Genomic DNA, 23,381 nt, shown 5'->3' with positions numbered 1-23,381 from the left:
CCGGCGGGTGAGGGGGGCGGGGTTCACCGCGGGCTCGGGCCGGGCGGGGGCTCGGACGGGATCCCCTCGATCCCGGTGCCGGCGGGCACGCCCAGGACGTACTCCGCCTCGCAGTCGTCCCCGGGCGAGAAGCCGAACGCGGAGCAGGACACCTCGTCGACCAGCGTCATGCCGTCCCACGCCTCGAAGACGTCGGGCCGCCTCCCTGACCAGGTGACCTTCCGCTCCACGGAGAGCCATCCCTGCGGACCGGTCACGACCCGCACCCTCGCATCCCGGGGGAGCCGCACGACGAGCGTCGGATAGGGGAGCCGGTAGACCCGCCGGGAGGTCTCGGAGCCGTTGGAGAAGGTGAGCGCCGCGTCGCGGAAGCTTCCTGGCCGCCTCAGGTCGTGCCACACCGCCAGCGGCGGCAGCACGACGGTGATCGCGGTGAGCACCGCGCCCACCGCGATCCAGGCGGTTCGCACACCTCTTCGCATCGGGACACATCCCTCCTCCCGGCATCGTCGGGAAACTCTCGGACCGTCAGACTTCCGGGAAGCGCCGCCGGATCTTCCGGAAGCCCGGTCAGATCTTCAGGAAGCGCAGTACGGCCAGCACCCGGCGGTGGTCCTTGTCGTCGGCGCCGGTCAGGCCGAGCTTGGTGAAGATGTTGTTGATGTGCTTGCCGACCGCGCCCTCCGAGACCGTCAGCGCCGTGGCGATGCCGGTGTTGGACCGGCCCTCCGCGATCAGCGCCAGCACCTCGTGCTCGCGCGGGGTCAGCAGGTCGAGCGGGTCGCTGTATCTGCGGATCAGCAGCTGGGCGACGACCTCGGGGTCCAGGGCGGTGCCCCCGCCGGCGACCCGGCGCAGGGCGTCGAGGAACTCCGCGACGTCGGCCACCCGGTCCTTCAGCAGGTAGCCGATGCCGCTGGTCTCGGTGGACAGCAACCGGGTGGCGTAGCGCTCCTCGACGTACTGGGAGAGCACGACGATCGGCAGCCCCCGATGGCTGCGGCGCAGCACGAGCGCCGCGCGCAGGCCCTCGTCGGTGTGCGAGGGCGGCATCCGCACGTCGGTGACCACGAGGTCGGGCTCGTGCTCCTCCACGGCGCGCAGCAGCCCCTCGGCGTCGGCCACCGCCGCGACGACCTCCATGCCCCCGGAGCCGAGCATCCAGACCAGCCCTTCCCGCAGGAGGACGGAATCCTCGGCGAGCACTACGCGCACGGCAACTCCACCTTGATCGTCGTCGGACCGCCCGCCGGGCTGTCGATGTCCAGTCTCCCGTCCACCGAGCCGACCCGCTGGGCCAGGCCGCGCAGGCCGCTGCCCAGCCCGGGATCCGCGCCGCCCCGGCCGTCGTCGTGCACGGCCAGGCGGAGCAGGCCGTCGTGGCCCTCGACCGTGACCTCGGCCGCGGACGCCCCGGCGTGCTTGGCGATGTTGGTCAGCGCCTCGGAGACCACGAAGAACGCCACGGCCTCGACCGCGGCGGACGCCCGTGCGGGCGTGTCCACGCGGAGCCGCACCGGGAACGGGGCCTGCGCGGCGAGACCGGACAGCGCCGCATCCAGGCCCTGGTCGTTGAGCACCGCCGGGTGCAGTCCCCGCACGAAGTCGCGCAGCTCCCGCAGGGCCTGCTTGGCCTCCTCGTGCGCCTGCTCGATCGTCTTGCGGGCGGGCTCCGGCGCGTCGGCGAGGGCGGCGCGGGCCATGCCGAGCTTCATCGCCAGCGACACCAGCCGCTGCTGCGTGCCGTCGTGCAGGTCGCGCTCGATCCGGCGGCGCTCGGCGTCCGCGGCGTCGATCACGTCGGCGCGGCTCTCCTGGAGGGTCTCCACCCGCTGGGCCAGCTCCTCGTTCCGGCTGGGGGCGAGAAGCGCCTCGGCCGCCATCAGGTCCAGGGCGGCCATCAGGCGCGCCGCCCACGGCCCGACCGTGAGCAGGACCACCGCGAGGACGGCGAGCACGGTGATGAGCCAGCCCTCCGACCACTCCGAGATCCGGACGGCGGCGGTGCCCGCCGCCAGGCCTCCGGCCCAGACCCCGGCCACCACGGCGAACCCGAGCCCGCTGATCAGCGGGGCGAGCAGGTGGTAGGCGAGCTGCCGCCAGGTGCTCCGCGCCCGCACCGCGCCCAGCAGCCGCCGCAGCGGGTTCCGGACGGCGGGGCGGCTCGGCGGCGGGGGGATCTCGACCTGCAGGAAGGCGGCGAACCGGGCCCGCTGCAGCCGGGTGAAGGCCGGTATGACCCACATGAGCAGGGGGACCCCCACGACCGGGACCAGCACGGTCCAGACGAACATCGTCGAGAGCACGATCAGGGCCAGGGTCACCGCCCCGGCCAGCAGCGCGATCGGCACGCCGGTCACCACGTGGAAGGTGCGCAACCATGCCTGTGCCGACCAGTGGACCCGGATCCGGTCCCACGGGGTGGTCAGCTCGGAGTCGGTCATAGGACCACCGTAGAGATCACGGTCCCCCGGGAACATGGGTGCAGCATCACGGAAAAAGGTGGGGTTGTCCCCACCATGCCCGGAGGCCCGCGCGCCAGGGGTCAGCGGGCCTTGCGGCTGATCAGCGAGGCGAGCTCGCGGTGCTCGGCCGAGCGCAGAGTCCGCTCCGCCTCGGCGGGGTCGGCGGCCGGGGCCCGCTCCAGGATGCCCCGCCCGGCCTTCAGCGTCAGCAGCCGGCGCACGGACTCGTCGAGCCGCTCGGCGGGGATCCGGCCGGACTCCACCGCGGCCAGCACCGCCGCGTGCGCCTTGCGGTAGTCCGGCGGCATCAGCAGCAGGTCCGCCCCGGCCAGGATCGCCCGGACGGCCACCTCGCCGTCGCCGTACTTCTTGCGCACCCCCGCCATGTCCAGCGCGTCGGTGGAGACGACCCCCTCGAAGCCGAGCCGCTGGCGGAGCAGGCCGGTCAGGATGGGCTTGGAGAGGGTGGCCGGGTCACCGGACGGGTCGAGCTTGGGCATGACAACGTGCGCGCTCATGATCATGTCCACGTCCTCGCGGATGGCGGCGGCGAAGGGCGGGGCGTCCAGCCGGTCCCACTGGGCGCGGGAGTGCCTGATCACCGGCAGGCCGGTGTGGCTGTCCACGCCGGTGTCTCCGTGGCCGGGGAAGTGCTTGGCGGTGGCCGCGATCCCGGCGTCGTGGAAGCCGCGGACCGCCGCGGCGACCATCGGCGCGACCTTCTTCGGATCGGAGCCGTAGGCGCGCGGGCCGATCACCGGGTTGCGCGGGTTGATGTTCACATCGGCGACGGGGGCGAAGTCGAGGTTGACGCCGAGCGCCCGCAGCTCGGCGCCCGTCGCCTCGGCGGCCCTGCGCGCCAGCGACGGGTCGCCGGTGGAGCCGATCACCGACGCGCCGGGGAACTTGGTGACCAGCGGCGCGAGCCGGGAGACCAGCCCGTTCTCCTGGTCGGCGCCGACGAGCAGCGGGATCCGCGGGGAGGCCGCCTGCAGGCCGTTGGTCAGGGCGACGACCTGGCGGACGTTCTTGACGTTCTGGGCCCAGGGGAACAGGATCACGCCGCCGGGGCGGTACTTCGCGATCATCTTGGCGGGGGTGCCCACGCCGAAGCGCGCCTGGTTCTCCCCCGAGACCGTGTCGGCCGCCGGGCCGTACAGGACCGGCATGAAGAGCTGGCCGACCTTCTCCTCGACGCTCATCTTCGCCAGCACCGCGTCCACCCGGGACGACGCGGAGGCGTCCGTGGCGCGGGCGGGGGTGGCCGTGGCGCTCTCCGCGGGCCGGGAGGCGGCGGGCGCCGTGCCCGCGCGGCCGGCCGCGGGCTCCGCGGCCCCCGAGCCGGCGCACCCGGCCGCCATCGTCGCGATCATCACAAGAGCAGCCGCACGCACGCACCGAACCATGCGGACCACGCTATCCGCGCGGACGACCGCGCGCTCCGCTTCCCGGCGTGTCGCGAGGCCCGGCCGCCCACGGGCGGGCCTCACAGGGCCGGGCCCGGCCGGTGCGGGCCGGTCCCACGGCGCCGGTGTTTCACAGTGCCAGCTCGACCAGGCCCGGCAGGTGCGACCGGGCCGCGGCGCGGGCCCGGTCCGGCGAGACGGCCGCCCGCGCGGCCTGGGCGGCGAGCAGGCACTGCTGCTGCGTGTGGCGGGCGAGCGCGGCCCGTACGGCGGGCAGCGACGGCGGGGCCATCGACAACGAGGTGACGCCCAGGCCGACCAGGACGCAGGCGAGGACCGGGTCTCCGGCCGCCTCCCCGCAGACTCCGCACGGCCTGCCGTACCGGGCGGCCCCGGCCGCGGCCATGGCGACCAGGTCGAGCAGCGCCGGCTGCCAGGCGTCCTGGAGCGCGGCCAGCGCGCCCAGCTGGCGGTCGGCGGCGAAGGCGTACTGGGCCAGGTCGTTGGTGCCGATCGAGAAGAAGGCGACCTCCGCGGCCAGGTCGGAGGCGCGCAGGGCGGCGGACGGAATCTCGACCATGACGCCCGCGGACGGCAGCCCGGCCTCCCGGCACGCGGTCGCGAAGCGGGCCGCCTCCTCGGCGGTGGCCACCATCGGGGCCATCACCTGGATCCGCGCGGAGACCTGGGAGGCGGCGCGCGCCAGGGCGGTCAGCTGCTCGGCCATCAACTCCGGATGAATCCGGAAAAGTCGTGACCCGCGCTCTCCCAGCGCCGGGTTCGGCTCCTCGCCCGCCGGGGGCAGGAAGGCCAGCGGCTTGTCCGCGCCGGCGTCCAGCGTCCGCACCACGACCTGCCCGCCGGGGAACGCCTTCAGCACCTCCAGATAGGCCGCCTCCTGCTCCTCCGCGGACGGCGCCTCCTTCCTGCCCAGGAAGAGGAACTCGGTGCGGTAGAGCCCGACGCCCTCCGCGCCGTACTCCAGCGCGGCGTCCACGTCGCCCGGCCCGCCGATGTTGGCCAGCAGCGGCACGGCGTGGCCGTCGGCGGTCGTCCCGACGCCGGTGCTGGCCGCGAGCACGGCCGCGCGGGCAGCGGCGGCCCTGCGGACGGCGTCCACCTCCTCGCCGGACGGCGAGAGCCGTACCAGGCCCGACGTGCCGTCGACGAGCACCGGCGTGCCCGCGGGGATGGCGGTGGCGCCCGGGCAGGCCACCACGGCCGGCACGCCCAGCGCGCGGGCGATGATCGCGGTGTGGCTGGTCGGGCCGCCCTCCTCGGTGACGAACGCGGCCACCACGCCGGGCGAGAGCAGCGCGGTGTCGGCCGGGGCCAGGTCGCGGGCCACGAGCACGTACGGCTCCGCCGCCTGGACCGGCACGCCCGGCAGGGACAGGCCCTCCAGGGCCGCGATCGTCCGATCCCTGACGTCGTCGAGATCGGCGACGCGGGCGCCCAGGTATCCCCCGGCGCCGGCCAGCATCTCCCGGTAGCGCCCGAAGGCCTCGTAGACCGCCCGGGACGCGCTCCGGCCCTCGGCGACCAGCTCGGCCACCCCCGCCGCCAGACCGGGGTCGCGGGCCATCATCGCCTGGGCGTCCAGGACCTGCTGCCCTTCACCGCCCGCCCGGACCCCCCGTCCCTCCAGGTCTCCGGCGACCTGCTCCAGGGCGTTCACGGCTCTGATGCGCTCCAGTTCGGCGTCGCCGCCGTGCCGGGCGTCCGCCGCGGGCACCGGGATCTCGTGGACGAGGACGTAACCGGTCCCGAAACCGACGCCCGGACTCACGCCCACCCCGGTGAGGCGGTTCATGGGGCCGAGGCGATTTCCGCAAGCCTGTCGAGGAGTTCCTCGGCGCCCTCCCCGTCCGCGCTGATCACCACCGTGTCGCCCTGACGGACGTCGAGCGACAGGACCCCCAGGATGCTCTTGGCGTTCACCGGACGGCCGCCGGCCTTGGCGACGGTGACGTCCAGGGCCGCCTTGGCCGCGGTCTGCACGAAAGTCGCCGCGGGGCGGGCGTGCAGGCCGACCTCGGCCTTGACGGTGACTTGGCGCTCGGCCACGGACTCCTCCTAGCAGGATCGGCCGGGCGGTCTAGACCGCCCGGCGCGTCGGATCGTCGGCGGGACCGGCCGGTTCCGCCGGGACCGCCGCCACCGGATCCCCTCCGGAGCGGGCGGCCACGGTGCCCAGGCACCTCATACCCGCTGCCCCGGTCTCGACTCCGGCGATCACGGCCCCAGACCAGTCTGCCTCCGCCCCGGTCATCGAGATCACCGGCCCCCTCGTTCCCGCGGACGGTGCCCGCCGGGACGGGTCATCTCCACTGGAACAGCTCGTCGCCCGCGCTCACCGCGCCCTCCGCCATCCCCGTCACGGCGCCCTCCGGCGCGTCCAGCGCCACCACCGGGCAGACCGGGCACCGTCCGCCCGCCTCGATCTCGGCCGGGTTCCAGGCCACCACGGGCTGTCCCGCACGCACCCGGTCACCCTCGGCCGCCAGCAGCTCGAACCCCTCGCCCCGCAGTTGCACGGTGTCGATGCCCAGATGGACGAGGACCCCCCGGCCGTCGTCCCCCACGACGACGAAGGCGTGCGGATGCAGTTTGACGATCTTCCCCGCGATCGGCGAGATCGCCCGGCCGGGCTCCCTGGCCGGGTCGATCGCCGCCCCGGGGCCGACCATCCCCCCGGAGAACACCGGATCGGGCACCGACTCCAGGCTCACGGCCGCCCCCGCGACCGGAGCCAGAACTGTTGTCATCACACCCCCTCGGCGGTCCCCGCCCGGGCGGGGACCGCCGGCCTCAGCCGATGATGTCCTCGATGTCGCTGGCGAGCGTGTCGGCCTCGGGGCCCACGACCACCTGGACGACGTTCCCCGCGGCCATGACGCCGTGGACACCGGCCGCCTTGAGCGCCGCCTGGTCGACCTTGGAGGCGTCGCGCACCTCGGTCCGGAGCCGGGTGATGCACGGTTCGATCTCGATGATGTTCTCCGCACCCCCGAGACCCGCGATGATCGCGTCAGCGTCTGCCGCCATGTCGTCCTCCTGACGTCATCGGTCCCACGTTCAGGGTCACGAGCCTGTCATGGGCTCCGCCCTCCCGTCACGCACGGGAGCGGAGACCCTCGGAAAGCTTCTGACCAGGCTGAACGAACCCCGTCCACTCAGTCCGTCTGGGTGACCTTGTTGAGGCCGCGCGGCGCGTCGGGGTCGATCCCCAGCCTGCGGGCGAGGGCCTCGGTCAGCAGCTGCCCGGGGACGACCAGGCCGAGCGGGGCGACCCACTCGGGCAGGTCGGGGCCGTTCAGCGCGGCCGTGCCGGCCGCCGCGAGCGCGGTGCCGCCGCCGACGGTGAAGGCCGCGGCGCCGGCGCCGACGACGCGCTCGGCCAGCGCCACCGTCCCGGCCAGGGTCGGGCCCTCGCCCGCCGCGACCAGGATGGCCGGAGTGTCCTCGTCGACCACGGCGATCGGACCGTGCAGCAGGTCGGCGTAGGACAGGCCCATGGCGTGCAGGTAACAGGCCTCCTTGAGCTTGAGCGCGGTCTCCAGCGCGGTGGAGAAGGCCAGGCCGCGGCCGGAGACCACGACGCCCGGCTTGTCGGCCAGGCCCTCGACGACCGCGTCCAGGTCGCCCGGGTCGCCGATCAGCTTGTCCACGGCCTCGGGGACGCGCCGCAGGTCGGCGGGGTCCACGTCGGCGCCCAGGCCGAGGGCGAGCACGGCCAGCGCGGCGAGCTGCGTGGTGTAGGTCTTGGTGGCCGGGACGGCCTTCTCCTCGCCCGCGAGCGTGCACAGGGCGAGATCCGCGGCCTGGGCCAGCGGGCTCCCCTCGCCGCCGTTGGTGATCGCGACGGTCTTCGCGCCGCACTCCCCGGCCCAGGCCAGGGTCTCGACGATCTCCTCCGTCCGGCCGGACTGGGACAGGCCGACGGCCAGCACGCCGTCCAGGTCCAGCTTGCGGCGGTAGGTGGTCGCGATCGACGGCGCGGCGAGGGTGGACAGCCGTCCCGTGTGTGCCTCGACGAGGTAACGGCCGTAGACTGCGGCGTTGTCGGAGGTGCCACGCGCGATGAACAGCAGCTGACGTGTCTGCCCCGCCAGGCGCTCCACCTCCCCGACCCGGGGGAGGAGGGCGTCCAGCGTGGCCTGCAGCGCGGCGGGCTGCTCGGCGATCTCGCTGCGCATCTTGGTCGTCATATCTCGCTCATCCTTCAATCGGGACAGACGAGATCGGGCCGTTATCGATCCGCCGCCGGTCCGCACGTTGACACCCTTTTCCGGCCTGTGGTCTAGTCCGGACTAGACCAGTCCAAACCATAACCCATCGGACATAGTGGAATCGAGAGGGGAGGACCCCGTTGGCCCAGATCGATCCGGACAGCCCCGTGCCGAAGTACTTTCAGCTCCGGGAGATCCTGCTCGACCTCATCGAGAGCCATGAGCTGGCAGTAGGCACCGCGATCCCGTCCGAACGGGAGCTCTGCCAGCGCTTCGGGCTGTCACGGATGACGGTACGGCAGGCGGTCGACCACCTCGTCTCCGAGGGAAGGCTGCAGCGCGTCCCGGGCAAGGGCACCTTCGTGGCCCGCCCCAAGATAGAGATGGCGCTCCGGCTGACCTCCTTCAGCGACGAGATGCGCTCCCGGGGCATGGAGCCCGGCTCCCGCGACCTGGACCGCCGGGTGATCCGGGCCAGCGCCCACCTCGCCCGCGAGCTCGGCATCCAGCCGGGCGACGAGGTGCACTTCATCGAGCGGCTGCGCACCGCGGCCGGCGAGCCCATGTGCATCGAGCGATCGCACATCCCCGTCGCCCTCGCGCCCGACCTCGGCGACCACGACCTGACGGGCGGCTCCCTCTACGAGCTCCTGGAGGCCCACTACGGCCTGATGCTCGACGCGGGCGAGCTCACCATCGACGCCGGGATCGCCGACCCCGACGACGCCGACCTGCTGAAGCTGCCGCGCGGCGGGGCCGTGCTCCTGCTCCAGCAGCGCTCGTTCGCCGGCGGCGTCTGCGCCGAACTCGGCATCTCGACCTACCGCGCCGACCGCTACCAGCTGCGTACGATCCTGGAGACACCTGCGCGCCGTACCTGACCTCCTCCCGCACTCACTTCCTGGAGGAATGTCCGATGAGTTCAGCCTCAGCGGACGCGGGTCTCCCCGCCCCGTCCCCGTCCGGCTCCGCCGTGATGAGCGTGCTGCAACGACTGGGCCGCTCCCTCATGCTCCCGATCGCCGTCCTGCCCGCAGCCGGGCTGCTGCTCCGGCTCGGCCAGGACGACCTGCTGGGCCGTACGGACAACGCCTTCCTCGACGACGTCGCCCACGTGCTCGCCACCGCGGGCGGCTCGCTCTTCGACAACCTGCCGATCCTGTTCGCGATCGGCGTGGCGATCGGCTTCGCCCGCAAGGCCGACGGCTCCACCGCGCTGGCCGCGCTGGTCGGCTACCTCGTCTTCCACGCGGTCAGCATGAACATGTTCTTCAGGCTGTTCGACGAGACACTGAAGGGGTCGATCACCACGCAGGTCTTCGACCCGGCCAACCCCGGCGTCCCCACCGTGGTGCTCAACCTCGGCGCGCAGAACCCGACCCGGGTCCTCGGCGGGATCGTCATGGGCGTCGTCTCCGCGCTGCTCTGGCAGCGGTTCTACCGCACCAAGCTCCCGACCTGGCTGGCCTTCTTCAGCGGCCGCCGGCTGGTGCCGATCATCACCGCCTTCGCCGGGCTCGTGATCGGGGTGTTCCTCGGGTTCGTCTGGCCGGTCCTGGGCGGCTGGGTCCGCGCCTTCGGCGTCTGGCTCGCCGAGAACAGCACGCTGGGCGCCGGGATCTACGGCATGGTCAACCGCGCCCTGATTCCGCTCGGCCTGCACCACATCGTCAACAACGTCGTGTGGACCCAGGTCCCCGAGTGCGTGACGAGCACCGGCAAGCAGCTCGCCGGCGACCTGATCTGCTTCAACAACGGCGTGCAGGGCTACGGCGGCTTCGAGGCCGGGTTCTACCCGGTCCTGATGTTCGGCCTGCCGGCCGCGGCGCTCGCCATCTGGCGGGCGGCCCCCGCGCACCGCCGTACCGCCGTCGGCTCCATCATGATCTCGGCCGCCTTCACCGCGTTCCTCACCGGCATCACCGAGCCGATCGAGTTCGCCTTCATCTTCGTCGCCCCGGTGCTGTTCGTGGTGCACATCGTCCTGACCGGGATCTCCATGGCGCTCGCCTCGGCCCTGGGCGCCAAGCTCGCCTTCAGCTTCTCCTCCGGCCTGATCGACCTGGGCCTGTACGGCACCGCCGCCAACGCCCGCGGGATCCCGATCATCATCGCCATGGGCCTGGTCTACGCGGCGATCTACTACGCCGTGTTCAGCTTCATGATCAGACGGCTGAACATCATGACCCCGGGCCGCGAGCCCGAACCGGACGTGGACTCCGGCGAGGCCGCCGCCCCCGCCAAGCCCGCCTGAGACGCCCGGCCGGCGGACGGGAACGGGGACGGACGCAGCCCCGGGCCGGCGGTTCCGGCTGCCCGTAAAGAGCCATGAGCGGCTCCGTAACCGGGCTCTTCCGACTTGGGCGCCACTCCAGCTCGGGAGGACTTTCACCCCTTTACCGGAGCGAAATCGCGTCGTCTCCCGAAAAGTTGGCGCGGCACGTATCTGCGCGGAGGGCCGGAAACTCCTAGATGTGTCAGGACCCCGTGAGAATCGGAACCACCATGTCGCACCCTCCCCGGCCGGTGACGCTCCCCCGGATCGTGTCCCTTCCCCCGGCCGAGCCGCCCGACGACGAGCCCCCTCCCCGGGACACCCCGTACGTGCAGGGGACGCTCGCCCTCGCCTACGACCCCGCAGCCTACGAGCCCGCACCCTACGAGCCCGTGCCTTTCGACCCCGCACCCTACGAGCCCGGCCCGCGCGACTCCGCCGGCCCCCGGGTCCGGCGACCGCTGATCTGGGGGCCGCCCGGAGCCGCTCCGGACGCGCGGCGGCTGCGTGCCCTGGGGCAGGCGTTCGCCGAGATCCTGTCCGGGAGGCGGTCGCCGTCCACCGTCTCCCGCCAGACGACCGGGCAGGTCCAGGCCGAGCTGCTCCGGGCGGGAAAGGTCTTCGACTGCCCCCGTCCCCCGATGGCCGGCAGGCTCCACCTCTCCCAGCCCCGGGACGGGGTGGTGGAGATGTGCGTGCTCGTGCGCTGCGGCGAGCGGTATCGCGGGCTGGCGTTACGGCTGGAGCGGACGGGAGTGCAGTGGTTGTGCACCGACTTCGAGACGACGCCCTGACCGCACGCCGTACGGCCCGCTGAGCCCCGCGGAGGCCCGGTGGACGCACCGGCTCGGTGAGACCCGCGGACCCGGAGAAACGCGCGGCCCCGGAAGGACCCACAGACCCGGGAGACCCACGGACCCGGTGAAACGCGAGGAGGCCCGCACCCCGAGGGTGCGGGCCTCCGACGCCGGGCCGGTGTCAGGCCTCGGTGTTCTTCGGGTCGCCGTGGCAGCGCTTGTACTTCTTGCCCGAGCCGCAGGGGCACGGGGCGTTGCGCTCGACGTTGCCGTAGGCGTCACGCTGCGCGCGGGTGCTGACCCGGGTGTGCTCGATCTCGCCGGTCTCCCCGGGCGCGGTGTACTCCAGCTCGGAGGGGCGCTTCGGGCCCTGCAGGCCGCGGGCGATGATGGAGCGGGCCTCCGCGACCGCGGCGTCCTCGCCCTCCTCCGACTCCTCGACGATCGGGCTGGTCTGCACCTCGACCTCGAGGTTGAACAGGTAGCCGACCGACTCCTCCTTGATGCCGTCGAGCATCTGCGCGAACATGTCGAAGCCCTCGCGCTGGTACTCGATCAGCGGGTCCTTCTGGGCGTAGGCGCGCATGCCGATGCCCTCCTGGAGATAGTCCATCTCGTAGAGGTGCTCGCGCCACTTGCGGTCGAGGACCGCCAGGATGACCCGGCGCTCCAGCTCGCGCGTCGCCTCCGGGCCGAGCTCCTCCTCGCGACGGTCGTAGGCCGCCAGGGCGTCGGCCTTCACCGCCTCCTTGAGGGAGTCGGCGGAGAGCTCCTCGCGGCCGCCGGCCTTCCCCACGACGTCCTCGATGTCGAGGCTGATCGGGTAGAGCTGGCCCAGCGCCTTCCAGAGCTTGTCGAGGTCCCACTCCTCGGAGAAGCCCTCGGCCGTGGCCCCGTTGACGTAGTCGTCGACGACGTCGCCGATGAACCCCCGGACCTGCTCGTGCAGGTCGGCGCCCTCCAGCACCCGCTGGCGCTCGGCGTAGATCACCTTGCGCTGGCGGTTCATGACCTCGTCGTACTTCAGGACGTTCTTACGGGTCTCGAAGTGCTGCTGCTCGACCTGGTGCTGGGCCGAGGCGATCGCCTTGGAGACCATGCCCGACTCGATCGGGACGTCGTCCGGGATGTTCAGCCGCGTCATGATCATCTCGACCCGGGCCGAGTTGAACAGGCGCATGAGGTCGTCCTCGAGCGAGAGGTAGAACCGCGACTCGCCCGGGTCGCCCTGCCGACCGGAACGGCCGCGGAGCTGGTTGTCGATGCGGCGCGACTCGTGCCGCTCGGTGCCCAGCACGTAGAGCCCGCCGATCCGGACGACCTCCTCGTGCTCGTTCTGGACGGCGTCCTTGGCCTTCTCCAGCGCCTCGGGCCAGGCCTTCTCGTATTCGTCCGGGGTCTCGACCGGGTCGAGACCGCGGTTGCGCAGCTCCACGTCGGCACGGAACTCGGTGCTGCCGCCGAGCTTGATGTCGGTGCCTCGGCCGGCCATGTTGGTGGCGACCGTGACGGCGTGCTTGCGGCCCGCCTCGGCGATGATCGCGGCCTCACGGGCGTGGTTCTTGGCGTTGAGCACCTCGTGCTTGACACCCCTGCGCTTGAGCTCCTTGGACAGGCGCTCGGACTTCTCCACGCTCGTGGTGCCGACCAGGACCGGCTGGCCCTTCTCGTAGCGCTCGCTGATGTCGTCGACGACCGCCATGAACTTGGCGTCCTCGGTCTTGTAGACCACGTCCGCCTGGTCCATGCGGATCATCGGCTTGTTGGTCGGGATCGGGACGACGCCGAGCTTGTAGGTCTGGTGGAACTCGTTGGCCTCGGTGGCCGCGGTTCCGGTCATGCCGGCGAGCTTCTCGTAGAGGCGGAAGTAGTTCTGCAGCGTGATCGTGGCGAGAGTCTGGTTCTCGTCCTTGATCTTGACGCCTTCCTTCGCCTCGATGGCCTGGTGCATGCCCTCGTTGTAGCGGCGGCCGTGCAGGACGCGACCGGTGAACTCGTCGACGATCAGGACCTCGCCGTCGACGACGATGTAGTCCTTGTCCTTCTTGTAGAGCTCCTTGGCCTTCAGCGCGTTGTTCAGGAAGCCGACCAGGTGGGTGTGCTCGGGCTTGTAGAGGTTGTCGATGCCGAGCCAGTCCTCGACCTTCTCGACGCCCGACTCCAGGATGCCGACCGTGCGCTTCTTCTCGTCGACGACGTAGTCGCCGGTGCTCTCCTCGCCGTCCTTGCCCTCGGTGCCCCTGCGGAGCCGGGGGACGATCTTGGCGAACTCGGCGTACCACTTGCCGGACTGCTCGCCGGGACCGGAGATGATCAGCGGCGTCCTGGCCTCGTCGATGAGGATCGAGTCGACCTCGTCGACGATGGCGTAGTTGTGACCGCGCTGGACGCACTCCTCCAGCGACTGCGCCATGTTGTCACGCAGGTAGTCGAAGCCGAACTCGTTGTTCGTGCCGTAGGTGATGTCCGCGTTGTACTGCTTGCGGCGGTCGTCCGGCGCCATGTTGGCCAGGATCACGCCGACCTTGAGGCCCAGGAAGCGGTGGACCCGGCCCATCTCCTCGGCGTCGCGCTTGGCCAGGTAGTCGTTCGTCGTGATGACGTGGACGCCCTTGCCCGCGATGGCGTTGAGGTAGGAGGGGAGCGTACAGGTCAGGGTCTTGCCCTCACCGGTGCGCATCTCCGAGATGTTGCCCATGTGCAGGTTGGCGCCGCCCATGATCTGCACGTCGAAGTGGCGCATGCCCAGCACCCGGCGGGCTGCCTCACGGACGGTGGCGAAGGCTTCGGGAAGCAGATCGTCGAGGGACTCGCCGTCGGCGTAGCGCTGCTTGTACTCGTCGGTGAGCGCGCGCAGCTCGGCGTCGGTCAGGCTCGTGAAGTCGTCCTCGATGGAGTTGACCTGGTCGGCGATCCGCTTGAGCTTACGCAGAAGCTTGCCTTCGCCTGCGCGAAGAATCTTGTCGAGAAAGGCTGGCACTTTAGGTAAAGCTCCTCGCAGGTCTTCCGCGGCCTTCCGGGGCCCGGATGAGGACGAGACATAGTTCTCCGCTGCCATCGTAGGCGGTTCCACCACCAGACACAGCCACCATGCACGACGGTCTTGGCGCTCCGAAGGTTCCCCGGGCCCCGCTTTCCACGAGTACAGGGCAGGCTATAGGGGTATATCGCGCATTATCACATCTGATGGCGAAAACGCGGCAAGCGCGTCACCGTCCCGCGAGGAGACACGACCATGACGGAGACCGCACCCGAAACCAGCCATGGGGGTAGAGCCTCGTCCTGGCTGGCCGTCACCGTGAGCGTGCTGGGCTTCACCATCGGCGGGATCGGGCTGACCGCCGGGCCCAACTGGTTCCTGTTCTGGATCGGCGCGGCCGTCTGCGCGCTGGGGATGATCCTGCTCCTGGTCTTCGGCGTCTTCAAGGACGTCGTCCTCGACACCCCTCGCGTCCCCTTCGAGCGAAGCGGAGGCGTACTCGACTGAACGCGCGCCCTCATCCGGACGCGTGCCCTCGCCTGAACGCGTACGCCGCCGAGCCGCCGGGATGCCCGCCCCCGCAACACCGGTGTAGCGTTTTCGTCGGTGTAAGCCGCTAGCCTCAGCTCATGCTGACGTGCCGTGTGACGACGAGCCGTTCCCCCTCGGAGTTCCTTCCGGAGTCCTCCCTGGAGCGGCGATGACCCCCATCACTCTCTCGGCCGACGAGGCCCGCCGGATCATCCTGCGCGCCCAGGGCTTCCTCGGCGCCGAAGCCCGCCGCGGCGGCGCGCCCGCCACCCTGCGCCGCCTGGGCGCCGTGCAGCTCGACACGATCTCCGTGCTGGCCCGCTCCCACGAACTCGTCGCCTACGCGCGCCTCGGCGCCGTCGGCAGGCGGAAGGTCGAGCTGGCCTACTGGGACGCCCCGGCCCGAGCCTTCGAATACTGGTGCCACGCCGCCTGCGTCCTGCCCATCGAGGACTGGCCGCTCTACGCCTTCCGGCGCCGCGCTTTCCGCACCCGGAGATTCCGCTGGCACGAGGTCCCGCCCACCGTGGACAAGGTCCTGGAGCAGGTCCGGGAGAACGGCCCGGTCACGACCGCCGACATCGGCGGGGCCAAGAACGGCGGCCCCTGGTGGGACTGGTCCGACTCCAAGATCGCCATCGAGTGGCTGCTGGACACCGGCGAGGTCGTCTGCACCCGCCGCGTCGGCTGGCGCCGCGTCTACGACCTGGCCGAACGCGCCGTCCCCGCCCACCTCCTGGGCGAAGACCCCACCGACGCCGAGTGCGTCACCCGCCTGGCCCGCATCGCCGGACGCGCCCTCGGCGTCGCCACCCGTGCCGACCTCGTCGACTTCCTCCGGCTCGGCGCCGCCCACTCCGCGCTCCTGGACGCCGCCCTGCGCGACGGCGGCACGGGCCTCGTCCCCGTCCACGTCTCCGGCTGGCCCGACCGCTCCGCGACCGCCTGGGCCGACCCCGCCGCGCTGGAGACCGCTCCCCGCGGCCGCCACCGCACCACCCTGCTGTCCCCGTTCGACTCCCTCATCTGGGACCGCGCCCGCACCGCCCGCGTGTTCGGCTTCAACCACCGCCTGGAGGCGTACGTCCCCAAGGCCAAGCGCGTCCACGGCTACTTCACGATGCCCCTCCTCGCCGGCGGCCGCCTGATCGGCCGCGTCGACCCCGCCCGGGAGGGCTCCACCCTGGTCGCCCGCCAGATCGGCCTCGAACCGGGGATCAGCCCGCACAAGGCCGCCGGGCCCCTGGCCGAGGCGCTCCACGAGGCGGCGGACTGGGTCGGCTGCGACAGCGTCCGCGTCGAACGCGCCGACCCCTCCCTCCACGAGGCCCTCGCCGCCGCCATGCGATGACCCCGCGCCCCGTACGGCGAGGCCGCTCCCGCCTCCCGTACGGGAAGGCGGAGCGGGGCGGCGGCGCCGTACCGGGGGGCGGCGGCCCGCCGTGTCGGCGGGCCGGGGCCGCAGGGGTCAGGTGATCTCGAGCATCCGCTCGCGGACCGCGTAGACCACGGCCTCCATCCGGGAGTGCAGCTGAAGCTTGTCCAGGATGTTTCGGACGTGGTTCTTCACGGTGTTCTCGGAGATGAACAGCTGCTTGGCGATCTCGCGGTTGTTCATCCCCTTGGCCACCAGGCGGAGCACCTCCATCTCCCGCTCCGTCAGCCGGGGAACCGGCAGTTGCGGGGGACGCTCGGCCTCCTTCCGGCTCATCGATGCGAACTCGGTGATGAGTTTGGCGGCCATGGCCGGGTTGATCAGCGACTGCCCTTCGTGGACGCCGCGCACGACCTCGGGGACCTCGTCCAGCTGCACGTTCTTCAGCAGGTAACCGGTGGCTCCCGCCTTGATCGCCTCGAAGAGGTCCTCCTCCTCGTCGCTCACCGTCAGCATGATGATCCGGACGCTCGGCGCCGCGGCCTTGATCTCTCGCGTGGCCTCGATGCCGCTCTGCCGGGGCATGCGGACGTCCATGAGCACGACGTCCGGTGTCAGGCGGTCGGCGAGCTCGACGGCCTCCTGACCGTCGCTCGCCTCGCCGACCACCTCGATGTCCGCCTCCGCGGCCAGCACCATCTCCAGACTGCGGCGGATCAGCGCGTGATCGTCAACGATCAGCACACGGATCGGGTCGCCGCGCCCGGCAGTGCGGGTCGCCTCGTCGGGTTCCGTCACGCCTCCTCCTCGGGGGGGCCAGAGCCGTTGAACCGCCATGATTACACGGCTTCCAGGGTTCTCGGGCTGGCCGGAGAGGGTCTTTCCGTCGGACGGTCAGGGCTCAACGAGCCGCAACACGCCGTAATCGTAGCCTCGCCGCAGGTAAACGACGCTCGGCTGCCCGCTTTCCTTGTCGCGGAACAGGTAGAAGTCGTGCCCGATGAGCTCCATCTCCAGGAGCGCCTGGTCGATGGTCATCGGCTCGGCCTTGTGGAACTTCTCGCGGACCACCAGTGGCCCGTCGCCCTCCATCTCGATCGGGACGATCGTCTGGTCTTCGGGGAGGTCGACGTCGACCTCCATCTCGTACTCCGGCTCCGCGGGCTTGACGAGGACCCGGGCGGGCTCGTTCTCCAGGGACTGGGCCAGCGCGGAGGCGGTCAGCTCGGCAACGGACGGGGGGCAGTGGTTGCCGTGGTGGACCTTGCGCCGGTCGGCGATGCGCCGGAGTCTTCCTTCGAGCTTGCCGAGTGCCAGGTCGAGTGCTGCGAAGCGGTCTTCGGCGGAGGCCTCCGCCCGGACCGCCGGACCACGGGAGTGGATCGTGAGCTCGACCCGCTCGCGCTGGTCGGGGATGCGCGGGTTGCGCTCTTTGGACACCTCCACGTCAACGCGGATGAGCTTGTGGTCCAGACGCTCGATCCTGGCCAGCTTGGTCGTCACATGGTCGCGGAATCGGTCACTCACTCCGGTGTGCCGACCCTTGACGATGATGTCCATGCACAGCCCCCCTTCGGCTCTCGACTGTGATGCTGCGGCACCCGCTCGGCCGACCTGGTCTTCGTCCCCACATCCGCCTGCTGAGGGTCTCGCAGCTCTTTGCCACTAATGCCCTTCTCTTCTGGCGAGGAACATCTGGCTCCTCGGGAAGGCAGGTCTTACCTCTAAGCCGCACCGTGATCGACCGACAAAGAGTCGTCTTACGTGGACCGTTTCGCCTGCGGCTGGCATCGGCTAGCCAGACCGGCCCCCGGAAGGGGGTCGATCCGGCGCAACCACGGACCCGAGCGGGTGCCATGCTCTGACGCTATCCGCATCGCGGCCGAATGTCAGCCTGGCGATCGGCCAAGGGATCACTTTGCGTTATTTTCTCCCGGATCGGACGGAGTCCGGGATGACCGCTTTGGAGATGCCCTATCCCTTATGTGAAGGGTTCTCGCGTCCCCGGAGCGCCTCCAGGGTACTGATTGGGACATCAAGATGTGGCCCCGCAGTGAGACCGATATCTTACCCGATTTTTACTCTCCGTAATCATCGGGCGGACGGCTCCTCCGGCGTGTCGCGGCGATCGTCACCGCCAGGGGAGCCTCGACCCCCGCCGACCGCAGGGCCCGGGCGGCCTCGGCGAGCGTGGCGCCGGTGGTCACGACGTCGTCGACGAGCACGACCACCCCCTCGCCACCCCACGGGCTCCGTACGGCGCCGGCGGCCCCCGGCACGGCCCTGAACGCCGAGGAGAGGTTCAGGGCCCTCTCCGGCGAGCTCAGCCCCGCCTGGTCGGCCGTACGGCGGCGCGGGACGATCGCCCGCGCCACGGTCGCCGGCCAGCCGGCGGCCCGGAGGTAGCCCGCCGCCAGCACCGCCAGGCGGGCCACCGGGTCGTGCCCGCGCCGCCGCAGGGCCTGGCGCGCGCCCGGGACGGGAACGAGCACGACGGGGTGGCCGCCCACCGCGATGCCGGCCGTCAGCGCCAGCGCTCCCGCCAGCGGGTGCGCGAGGGCCGTGCGGCCGCGCTCCTTGTAGGCGATGATCGCCCGGCGCGCGACGCCGTCGTAGTCGGCGGCGGACCAGCACTCGGGCAGCCCGGGCGGGGCCGGCGACGGCGTCCGGCAGGCGGGCTCGCCGCGGAGCTCCGCCGCGCACGGGGCGCAGACGAGCGCGCCGGGCATGTCGCATCCGGCGCAGCGAGGCGGCAGGACCAGATCGAGCAGAGCGGTCGTCACAAATCCAAAATGCCAGGTACCACCGACAAACACCGGCGATCGGCCGCGGGGATCCCGCCCGGGCGGGATCCGGCGCCTCAGCCCAGGGGGAAGACGGGGAAGGAGGGGCCTCCGGCGGTGAAGGTCACCGCGCCGCTCTCGTCCCTGATCCAGGGCTCCCACTTGGCCGCGGTCGCGTTCCAGTAGAGGACCTGCTGGTTGTCCTCGTCGTCCTTGGCCCCGGCGAGCAGGTAGTCGTCCAGGACGGTGATGCTCTGCAGGCGGGGGTAGGCGACCTGCGACGTGGGCGCGGCGGTCAGCGAGGCCTCCAGCAGCTCGGACTTGCCGGTGAGGACGTACAGGGTCTTCCCGTTCTTCCAGGCGATGTCCTTGATCTGCCGCTTGTCCTCGGAGTGGACCACCGTCTGCAGGTTGTCGATGCGGCTGCCGCCCCCCGTGCCGATGACGGTGCCGATCTTGACTTCCTCCTCGCCCCGCGCGTTCCGGGTCGCCACCGCGACGTGCACGCCGTCCCGGGCGATCTTGAGCGCGGTGACGTCGACCGCGTTCAGCTCGGAGGCGGCCACCCGGAACTGCCTGACCTCGTGCTTGATCTCGTCGTAGTAGTGCCGCAGCACCACCGAGGTCTGCGGGGAGGGCCGGCTCACGGTCCACATCGAGTGGTAGCGGTCCCAGGAGGGCGGCGTGAGGTCCTTGCCCGTGACCCACTGCTGCCACTTGCCGTCGGGAACGAGCGGGGCGACGGAGATGCCGTCCCTGTTCCTGGACAGCGCCGCCACCTGCCGCAGGTCGTGCCCGCTGATCGCCGGGTGGGTGAACGAGCCGTTCTTCCCGCCGGCCTCGCCGGGCACCGCCACGCCGACGTTGTCCTTGCCCAGCTGCCGCAGGAGGCCGTCCTGCATGTAGAACGGGCGGATGTTGCCCGGGGTCATCCACGGGTCGAACTTCAGCTGCTGCTGGGCGTCGATCTCCAGCGGGCGGTCGGAGTGGTACGGCTCGCCCTGGATCCGCACCTCGAAGCTCGACCCCCCGGCGATCCCGGAGAGCGTCCCCGCGAGCTGGGCCGACATCGCCGCGACGTTGTCGGAGGACACGCCCTTCCTCAGGTTGACGATGACGCGGTTGTTCTCGGTGGTCACGTCGATGAGCCCGGTCCCCGGCGCGAAGGCGGTGTGGACGGCGCCCTGCAGGGAGGCGCTCGGGCCTTCGAGCAGCCGCTCGACGATCGCCTTGGCGAAGGTCGAGGCCGGGTTGAGCGGCACCTGGACCTGCTCGATCACCAGGCCCTCCCGCCGGGAGTCCAGGAAGTACAGGTCGACCAGGCGGTAGGCGCGCTTGACGTCGGGCTCGGACAGCAGGAGCCCGTCCGGGCCCGCGCTGATCCGCCACCCCTTGTCCCCCTCCTTGACGAGGGTGAAGGGCTCGTCCAGCGGGCCGCCGCTCGGCCGGTACAGGCCGCGGTCGTTGATCGTCGCGATCACGGCGCCCTTGAGCGTGACCCGGACCTCCGTGTCGCCCTCGTCGACGGGCTCGACCTCGTCGTCGGTCGTGCTCTGCTGGTAGACCGTCACGCCGCTGCCGGGGTTCCACTCCTTGGCGTAGGCGCCGGTGAGGTACTGGCGCGCGACCGCGTACGAGGTGTCGTCGACGCTCGCCATCGCCGCCCGGAAGCCCATGACGACCTGCTCGGGAGTCCATTCGGGGTTCGGCGGCATGGCGATCACGCGGGCGTACGGCGGGTCGAGCGGGTCTCCCCGGCCCACGTCCTCCACCGCCACCGCCCGGCTGGCCCCGGTCGGGATGACCGAGCAGGCCGTGCCGGAACAGACCAGCACGAGGGCCAGGCCCGCGGCCCGCACGCCCCGTGTCGTCCTACTCCGCATCGTGTCCCCCGTCGGCCGCCGCCGGTGTCAGCACCGGCGTCATCTGCCCCCGCCATGTCCGCCGCATCTCCACCTCCGGCGGCACCAGCGGCAGCGGCGAGCCGCGCAGCTCCGTTCCGGCCACCCGGGGCAGCGAGAGCCTGAACTGCGATCCCTCGCCCGGCATTCCCCACGCCTGGAGCCAGCCGCCGTGCAGCATCGCGTCCTCGCGCGAGATCGCCAGGCCCAGGCCGGTCCCGCCGATCGTCCGCGCCCGGGACGGATCGGCCCGCCAGAACCGGTCGAAGACCATGTTCTCCTCGCCGGGCTTCAGGCCGACCCCGTGGTCCCGTACGGCCACCGCCACCGCGTCCCGGTCCGCGCCGACCGAGACGACGATGTCCCTGCCCTCACCGTGCTCGATCGCGTTGAACAGCAGGTTGCGCAGGATGCGCTCGACCCGGCGGCTGTCTATCTCGGCCATGCACGGCTCGCCCGGCAGTCGCAGGTCGAAGCGGGTGGAGTGGCGCTCGGCCAGCGCCTCCGAGTCGGCGACCGCGCGCAGCACCACGTCCCTGATGTCGATCGAGTCGATGTCGAGCGTCGCGGCGCCCGCGTCGTAGCGGCTGATCTCCAGCAGGTCGGCGAGCATCGACTCGAACCTCTCCAGCTGGTTCTGCATCAGCTCCGCCGAGCGCGCGGCCATCGGGTCGAAGTCCTCGCGGGCGTCGTAGAGCAGGTCGGCGGCCATCCTGACGGTGGTCAGCGGGGTGCGCAGCTCGTGCGAGACGTCGGAGACGAACTGCCGCTGGACCTGGGAGAGCTCCTCCAGCTGGTGGATCTTCAGCGCCAGGTTGGCGGCCATCTCGTTGAAGGAGGCGGCCAGGCGGGCGAGGTCGTCCTCGCCGCGCACCTTGAGCCGCTCGTCCAGGCGCCCGGCGGCCAGCCGCTCGGCGGCCTGCCGCGTCAGCCGCACCGGGGTGACCACCTGGCGGGTGACCAGCGAGGCGATCGCGGCCAGCAGCAGCACCAGGGCGACGCCGACGACGACGAGCATCTGCCGGACGGCGTTGAGGGTCTTCTCCTCCTTGTCCAGCGGGATCAGGTGGTAGATCTCGTAGTCGCTGTCGACCTGGGGGGCGCCGGTGGTGTCCAGGCGCGCGCCGAGCACCAGGCCGGGGACCGGCTCGGAGCTGTCCTTGTAGTAGAGGTCGCCGTACCAGAGGCTGTTCTTGCCCGCATCCTGCTTCACCACGTCGGCGCGCATCTTCTCCGTCACGCTGCGCTCGTCGACGTTCGTGGTGCCGAAGCACGCGCCCGGCAGTCTCCGGTTACAGATGATCACCGAGTAGCGGCTGGCGGAGCCCGCCCGGTTCGCCAGGGCGGTGGTCGCCTGGCTGAGCGGGCTGTCGCCGCCGTTCTGCAGGGACTTGCCGGAGTCGCCGGACTGCTTGGCGGCCTCGCCGTCCGGCTGGCTCAGGAAGCCGAGCACCGCGATGCGGTCGGCCTGCGCCTCGCTCGTCGCGGCCCGCAGCCGGGCGTTCAGCACGGAGGTGTTGATCTGCTGGTCGAGGAAGACGCCCAGCACCGCGACCACCGCCATGGAGACGACCATGGTGCTGGTGACCACGCGGAGCTGGAGGGAGCGCCAGAAGGCCCGGCGCAACCGACCGGCCGCGCGCCGGGTCCGTCGCCGTACTCCCCGCACCACCTGGCGCGGGGTACGGCGACGATTCTTCGCAGGAGGCATGTCGGTTTCCGGGGGGAGGGGTCGGGCGAGCTCAGGCCGGTCCGGCCTTGTAGCCCACACCGCGGACCGTCACCACGATCTCCGGGTGCTCCGGGTCCTTCTCGATCTTGGCGCGGAGCCGCTGGACGTGCACGTTGACCAGACGCGTGTCGGCCGCGTGCCGGTAGCCCCAGACCTGCTCCAGCAGGACCTCGCGGGTGAAGACCTGGCGGGGCTTGCGCGCGAGCGCGACCAGCAGGTCGAACTCCAGCGGGGTGAGGTTGATGGTCTCCTCGCCCCGCTTGACCGAGTGCCCGGCGACGTCGATGGTGATGTCGCCGATCTGCAGGATCTCGGGCGTCGGCTCGTCGGTGCGGCGCAGCCGGGCGCGTACCCGGGCCACGAGCTCCTTCGGCTTGAACGGCTTGACGATGTAGTCGTCGGCCCCGGACTCCAGGCCGAGCACCACGTCGATGGTGTCGCTCTTGGCCGTCAGCATGACGATGGGGACGCCGGACTCGGCGCGGATCCTGCGGCACACGTCGATGCCGTCGGCGCCGGGCAGCATCAGGTCGAGCAGGACCAGGTCCGGCCGGGTGTCGCGGAACGCGTCCAGCGCCTTGTCCCCGTCGGACACGAAGGAAGGTTCGAAGCCCTCTCCGCGCAGCACGATGCCGAGCATCTCGGCGAGAGCGGCGTCGTCGTCGACGACCAGCACGCGTCCTTTCATGGCCCCTCATTCGTTTTACGCAGCTAGGGATTTTTTACGGCAAACCGCATGATTACTGAAGGTTACCCTTGCTCGACCACCGGATGACACACTCCTGTGATCGGCGCTCGGGTGCCGAATTTTAGGCCCGCACGCCGTCGAACATGCGGCGACGCCCCCGAATGGCCGCTTCCGGCCTCGGCGGTCGAGGCTCCGGGCGAAAGGCGGCCACCGTCC

Annotated in this window: 21 protein-coding genes; 5 read left to right on the top strand and 16 right to left on the bottom strand. The window is 71.5% G+C overall.

Features of this window, described 5'->3' with window-relative positions:
- Nucleotides 1-23: 23 nt before the first annotated feature.
- The 9 genes from Plo01_RS04810 to Plo01_RS04770 all read right to left on the bottom strand — a co-directional run bounded on the left by Plo01_RS04810 (nt 24) and on the right by Plo01_RS04770 (nt 8,082).
- Nucleotides 24-482 carry a hypothetical protein gene (locus tag Plo01_RS04810; RefSeq protein ID WP_203889243.1) on the bottom strand — a complete coding sequence of 153 codons (459 nt, stop codon included), beginning with the start codon at nt 480-482 and terminating at the stop codon, nt 24-26.
- A gap of 88 nt (nt 483-570) precedes the next feature.
- Nucleotides 571-1,215, bottom strand: coding sequence for a response regulator transcription factor (locus Plo01_RS04805; protein WP_203889242.1), 645 nt, complete (start codon nt 1,213-1,215; stop codon nt 571-573).
- Nucleotides 1,206-2,444 carry a sensor histidine kinase gene (locus Plo01_RS04800; protein ID WP_203889241.1) on the bottom strand — a complete coding sequence of 413 codons (1,239 nt, stop codon included), beginning with the start codon at nt 2,442-2,444 and terminating at the stop codon, nt 1,206-1,208. The genes Plo01_RS04805 and Plo01_RS04800 overlap by 10 nt, the downstream gene beginning before the upstream one ends.
- A 101-nt stretch (nt 2,445-2,545) precedes the next feature.
- Complete coding sequence (locus Plo01_RS04795; RefSeq protein WP_239315885.1) at nt 2,546-3,838, bottom strand: glycoside hydrolase family 3 protein; 1,293 nt, start codon at nt 3,836-3,838, stop codon at nt 2,546-2,548.
- Nucleotides 3,839-4,001: 163 nt separating this feature from the next.
- On the bottom strand, nt 4,002-5,684 hold the full coding sequence (gene ptsP / locus Plo01_RS04790; RefSeq protein WP_203889240.1) for a phosphoenolpyruvate--protein phosphotransferase: 1,683 nt from the start codon (nt 5,682-5,684) through the stop codon (nt 4,002-4,004).
- Complete coding sequence (locus tag Plo01_RS04785; RefSeq protein ID WP_203889239.1) at nt 5,681-5,938, bottom strand: HPr family phosphocarrier protein; 258 nt, start codon at nt 5,936-5,938, stop codon at nt 5,681-5,683. Before Plo01_RS04785 ends, ptsP begins: the two co-directional genes overlap by 4 nt.
- Nucleotides 5,939-6,192: 254 nt before the next feature.
- A complete protein-coding gene (locus tag Plo01_RS04780; RefSeq protein ID WP_203889238.1) occupies nt 6,193-6,639 on the bottom strand; it encodes a PTS sugar transporter subunit IIA in 447 nt (148 codons plus the stop codon).
- A 43-nt stretch (nt 6,640-6,682) separates the two neighbouring features.
- Nucleotides 6,683-6,919: a PTS sugar transporter subunit IIB gene (locus tag Plo01_RS04775; RefSeq protein ID WP_203889237.1), complete on the bottom strand. Its 237-nt coding sequence runs from the start codon at nt 6,917-6,919 to the stop codon at nt 6,683-6,685.
- A gap of 128 nt (nt 6,920-7,047) precedes the next feature.
- On the bottom strand, nt 7,048-8,082 hold the full coding sequence (locus Plo01_RS04770) for an SIS domain-containing protein (RefSeq protein WP_203889236.1): 1,035 nt from the start codon (nt 8,080-8,082) through the stop codon (nt 7,048-7,050).
- Between the two features lie 161 nt (nt 8,083-8,243).
- On the opposite strand from Plo01_RS04770, the gene Plo01_RS04765 reads away from it, so the two are divergent.
- From Plo01_RS04765 to Plo01_RS04755, 3 genes are all read left to right on the top strand, one after another.
- Nucleotides 8,244-8,984, top strand: coding sequence for a GntR family transcriptional regulator (locus tag Plo01_RS04765; RefSeq protein WP_068921462.1), 741 nt, complete (start codon nt 8,244-8,246; stop codon nt 8,982-8,984).
- 35 nt (nt 8,985-9,019) lie between these two features.
- The gene (locus Plo01_RS04760; protein WP_203889235.1) at nt 9,020-10,357 is read left to right on the top strand and encodes a PTS transporter subunit EIIC; all 1,338 of its coding nucleotides are present in this window, start codon (nt 9,020-9,022) and stop codon (nt 10,355-10,357) included.
- A 233-nt stretch (nt 10,358-10,590) separates the two neighbouring features.
- A complete protein-coding gene (locus Plo01_RS04755) occupies nt 10,591-11,172 on the top strand; it encodes an Rv3235 family protein (RefSeq protein ID WP_239315884.1) in 582 nt (193 codons plus the stop codon).
- A gap of 184 nt (nt 11,173-11,356) precedes the next feature.
- On the opposite strand, the gene secA is transcribed toward Plo01_RS04755, so the two are convergent.
- Nucleotides 11,357-14,155 (bottom strand): preprotein translocase subunit SecA, encoded by a 2,799-nt coding sequence (secA, locus tag Plo01_RS04750; RefSeq protein ID WP_203889234.1) that lies wholly within the window; start codon nt 14,153-14,155, stop codon nt 11,357-11,359.
- 255 nt (nt 14,156-14,410) lie between these two features.
- On the opposite strand from secA, the gene Plo01_RS04745 reads away from it, so the two are divergent.
- Entirely contained in the window at nt 14,411-14,662 is a 252-nt protein-coding gene (locus tag Plo01_RS04745; RefSeq protein ID WP_203889233.1) for an HGxxPAAW family protein, read from the top strand.
- 193 nt (nt 14,663-14,855) lie between these two features.
- Complete coding sequence (locus Plo01_RS04740) at nt 14,856-16,037, top strand: winged helix-turn-helix domain-containing protein (protein WP_203889232.1); 1,182 nt, start codon at nt 14,856-14,858, stop codon at nt 16,035-16,037.
- 117 nt (nt 16,038-16,154) lie between these two features.
- Here Plo01_RS04740 and Plo01_RS04735 read toward each other — a convergent pair whose 3' ends face one another.
- From Plo01_RS04735 to mtrA, 6 genes are all read right to left on the bottom strand, one after another.
- Nucleotides 16,155-16,859 (bottom strand): response regulator, encoded by a 705-nt coding sequence (locus Plo01_RS04735; RefSeq protein WP_203889231.1) that lies wholly within the window; start codon nt 16,857-16,859, stop codon nt 16,155-16,157.
- A gap of 96 nt (nt 16,860-16,955) precedes the next feature.
- Nucleotides 16,956-17,621 carry a ribosome hibernation-promoting factor, HPF/YfiA family gene (gene hpf / locus Plo01_RS04730; RefSeq protein WP_203889230.1) on the bottom strand — a complete coding sequence of 222 codons (666 nt, stop codon included), beginning with the start codon at nt 17,619-17,621 and terminating at the stop codon, nt 16,956-16,958.
- 518 nt (nt 17,622-18,139) lie between these two features.
- Nucleotides 18,140-18,844: a ComF family protein gene (locus Plo01_RS04725; RefSeq protein WP_203889229.1), complete on the bottom strand. Its 705-nt coding sequence runs from the start codon at nt 18,842-18,844 to the stop codon at nt 18,140-18,142.
- Between the two features lie 77 nt (nt 18,845-18,921).
- Complete coding sequence (locus Plo01_RS04720) at nt 18,922-20,727, bottom strand: LpqB family beta-propeller domain-containing protein (protein ID WP_203889228.1); 1,806 nt, start codon at nt 20,725-20,727, stop codon at nt 18,922-18,924.
- Nucleotides 20,717-22,456, bottom strand: a complete 1,740-nt coding sequence (gene mtrB, locus Plo01_RS04715; RefSeq protein WP_203889227.1) for an MtrAB system histidine kinase MtrB — start codon at nt 22,454-22,456, stop codon at nt 20,717-20,719. Before mtrB ends, Plo01_RS04720 begins: the two co-directional genes overlap by 11 nt.
- Nucleotides 22,457-22,487: 31 nt before the next feature.
- Nucleotides 22,488-23,165, bottom strand: coding sequence for an MtrAB system response regulator MtrA (mtrA, locus tag Plo01_RS04710; protein ID WP_030509347.1), 678 nt, complete (start codon nt 23,163-23,165; stop codon nt 22,488-22,490).
- Nucleotides 23,166-23,381 lie beyond the last annotated feature (216 nt).

The organism is Planobispora longispora, assembly GCF_016863135.1.
GTDB classification, from domain to species: Bacteria; Actinomycetota; Actinomycetes; order Streptosporangiales; family Streptosporangiaceae; genus Planobispora; species Planobispora longispora.
Note: the sequence above shows the minus strand (reverse complement) of the source record. Positions and strands in the feature narration are given on the sequence as shown.

What these genes read in the sequence shown, in the direction of transcription:
- Plo01_RS04810 (WP_203889243.1), bottom strand. Translation starts at nt 482, where the DNA reads ATGCGAAGAGGTGTGCGAACCGCCTGGATCGCGGTGGGCGCGGTGCTC.
- Plo01_RS04800 (WP_203889241.1), bottom strand. Translation starts at nt 2,444, where the DNA reads ATGACCGACTCCGAGCTGACCACCCCGTGGGACCGGATCCGGGTCCAC.
- Plo01_RS04795 (WP_239315885.1), bottom strand. Translation starts at nt 3,838, where the DNA reads ATGATCGCGACGATGGCGGCCGGGTGCGCCGGCTCGGGGGCCGCGGAG.
- ptsP (WP_203889240.1), bottom strand. Translation starts at nt 5,684, where the DNA reads ATGAACCGCCTCACCGGGGTGGGCGTGAGTCCGGGCGTCGGTTTCGGG.
- Plo01_RS04780 (WP_203889238.1), bottom strand. Translation starts at nt 6,639, where the DNA reads ATGACAACAGTTCTGGCTCCGGTCGCGGGGGCGGCCGTGAGCCTGGAG.
- Plo01_RS04775 (WP_203889237.1), bottom strand. Translation starts at nt 6,919, where the DNA reads ATGGCGGCAGACGCTGACGCGATCATCGCGGGTCTCGGGGGTGCGGAG.
- Plo01_RS04770 (WP_203889236.1), bottom strand. Translation starts at nt 8,082, where the DNA reads ATGACGACCAAGATGCGCAGCGAGATCGCCGAGCAGCCCGCCGCGCTG.
- Plo01_RS04760 (WP_203889235.1), top strand. Translation starts at nt 9,020, where the DNA reads ATGAGTTCAGCCTCAGCGGACGCGGGTCTCCCCGCCCCGTCCCCGTCC.
- Plo01_RS04745 (WP_203889233.1), top strand. Translation starts at nt 14,411, where the DNA reads ATGACGGAGACCGCACCCGAAACCAGCCATGGGGGTAGAGCCTCGTCC.
- Plo01_RS04740 (WP_203889232.1), top strand. Translation starts at nt 14,856, where the DNA reads ATGACCCCCATCACTCTCTCGGCCGACGAGGCCCGCCGGATCATCCTG.
- hpf (WP_203889230.1), bottom strand. Translation starts at nt 17,621, where the DNA reads ATGGACATCATCGTCAAGGGTCGGCACACCGGAGTGAGTGACCGATTC.
- Plo01_RS04720 (WP_203889228.1), bottom strand. Translation starts at nt 20,727, where the DNA reads ATGCGGAGTAGGACGACACGGGGCGTGCGGGCCGCGGGCCTGGCCCTC.
- mtrB (WP_203889227.1), bottom strand. Translation starts at nt 22,456, where the DNA reads ATGCCTCCTGCGAAGAATCGTCGCCGTACCCCGCGCCAGGTGGTGCGG.
- mtrA (WP_030509347.1), bottom strand. Translation starts at nt 23,165, where the DNA reads ATGAAAGGACGCGTGCTGGTCGTCGACGACGACGCCGCTCTCGCCGAG.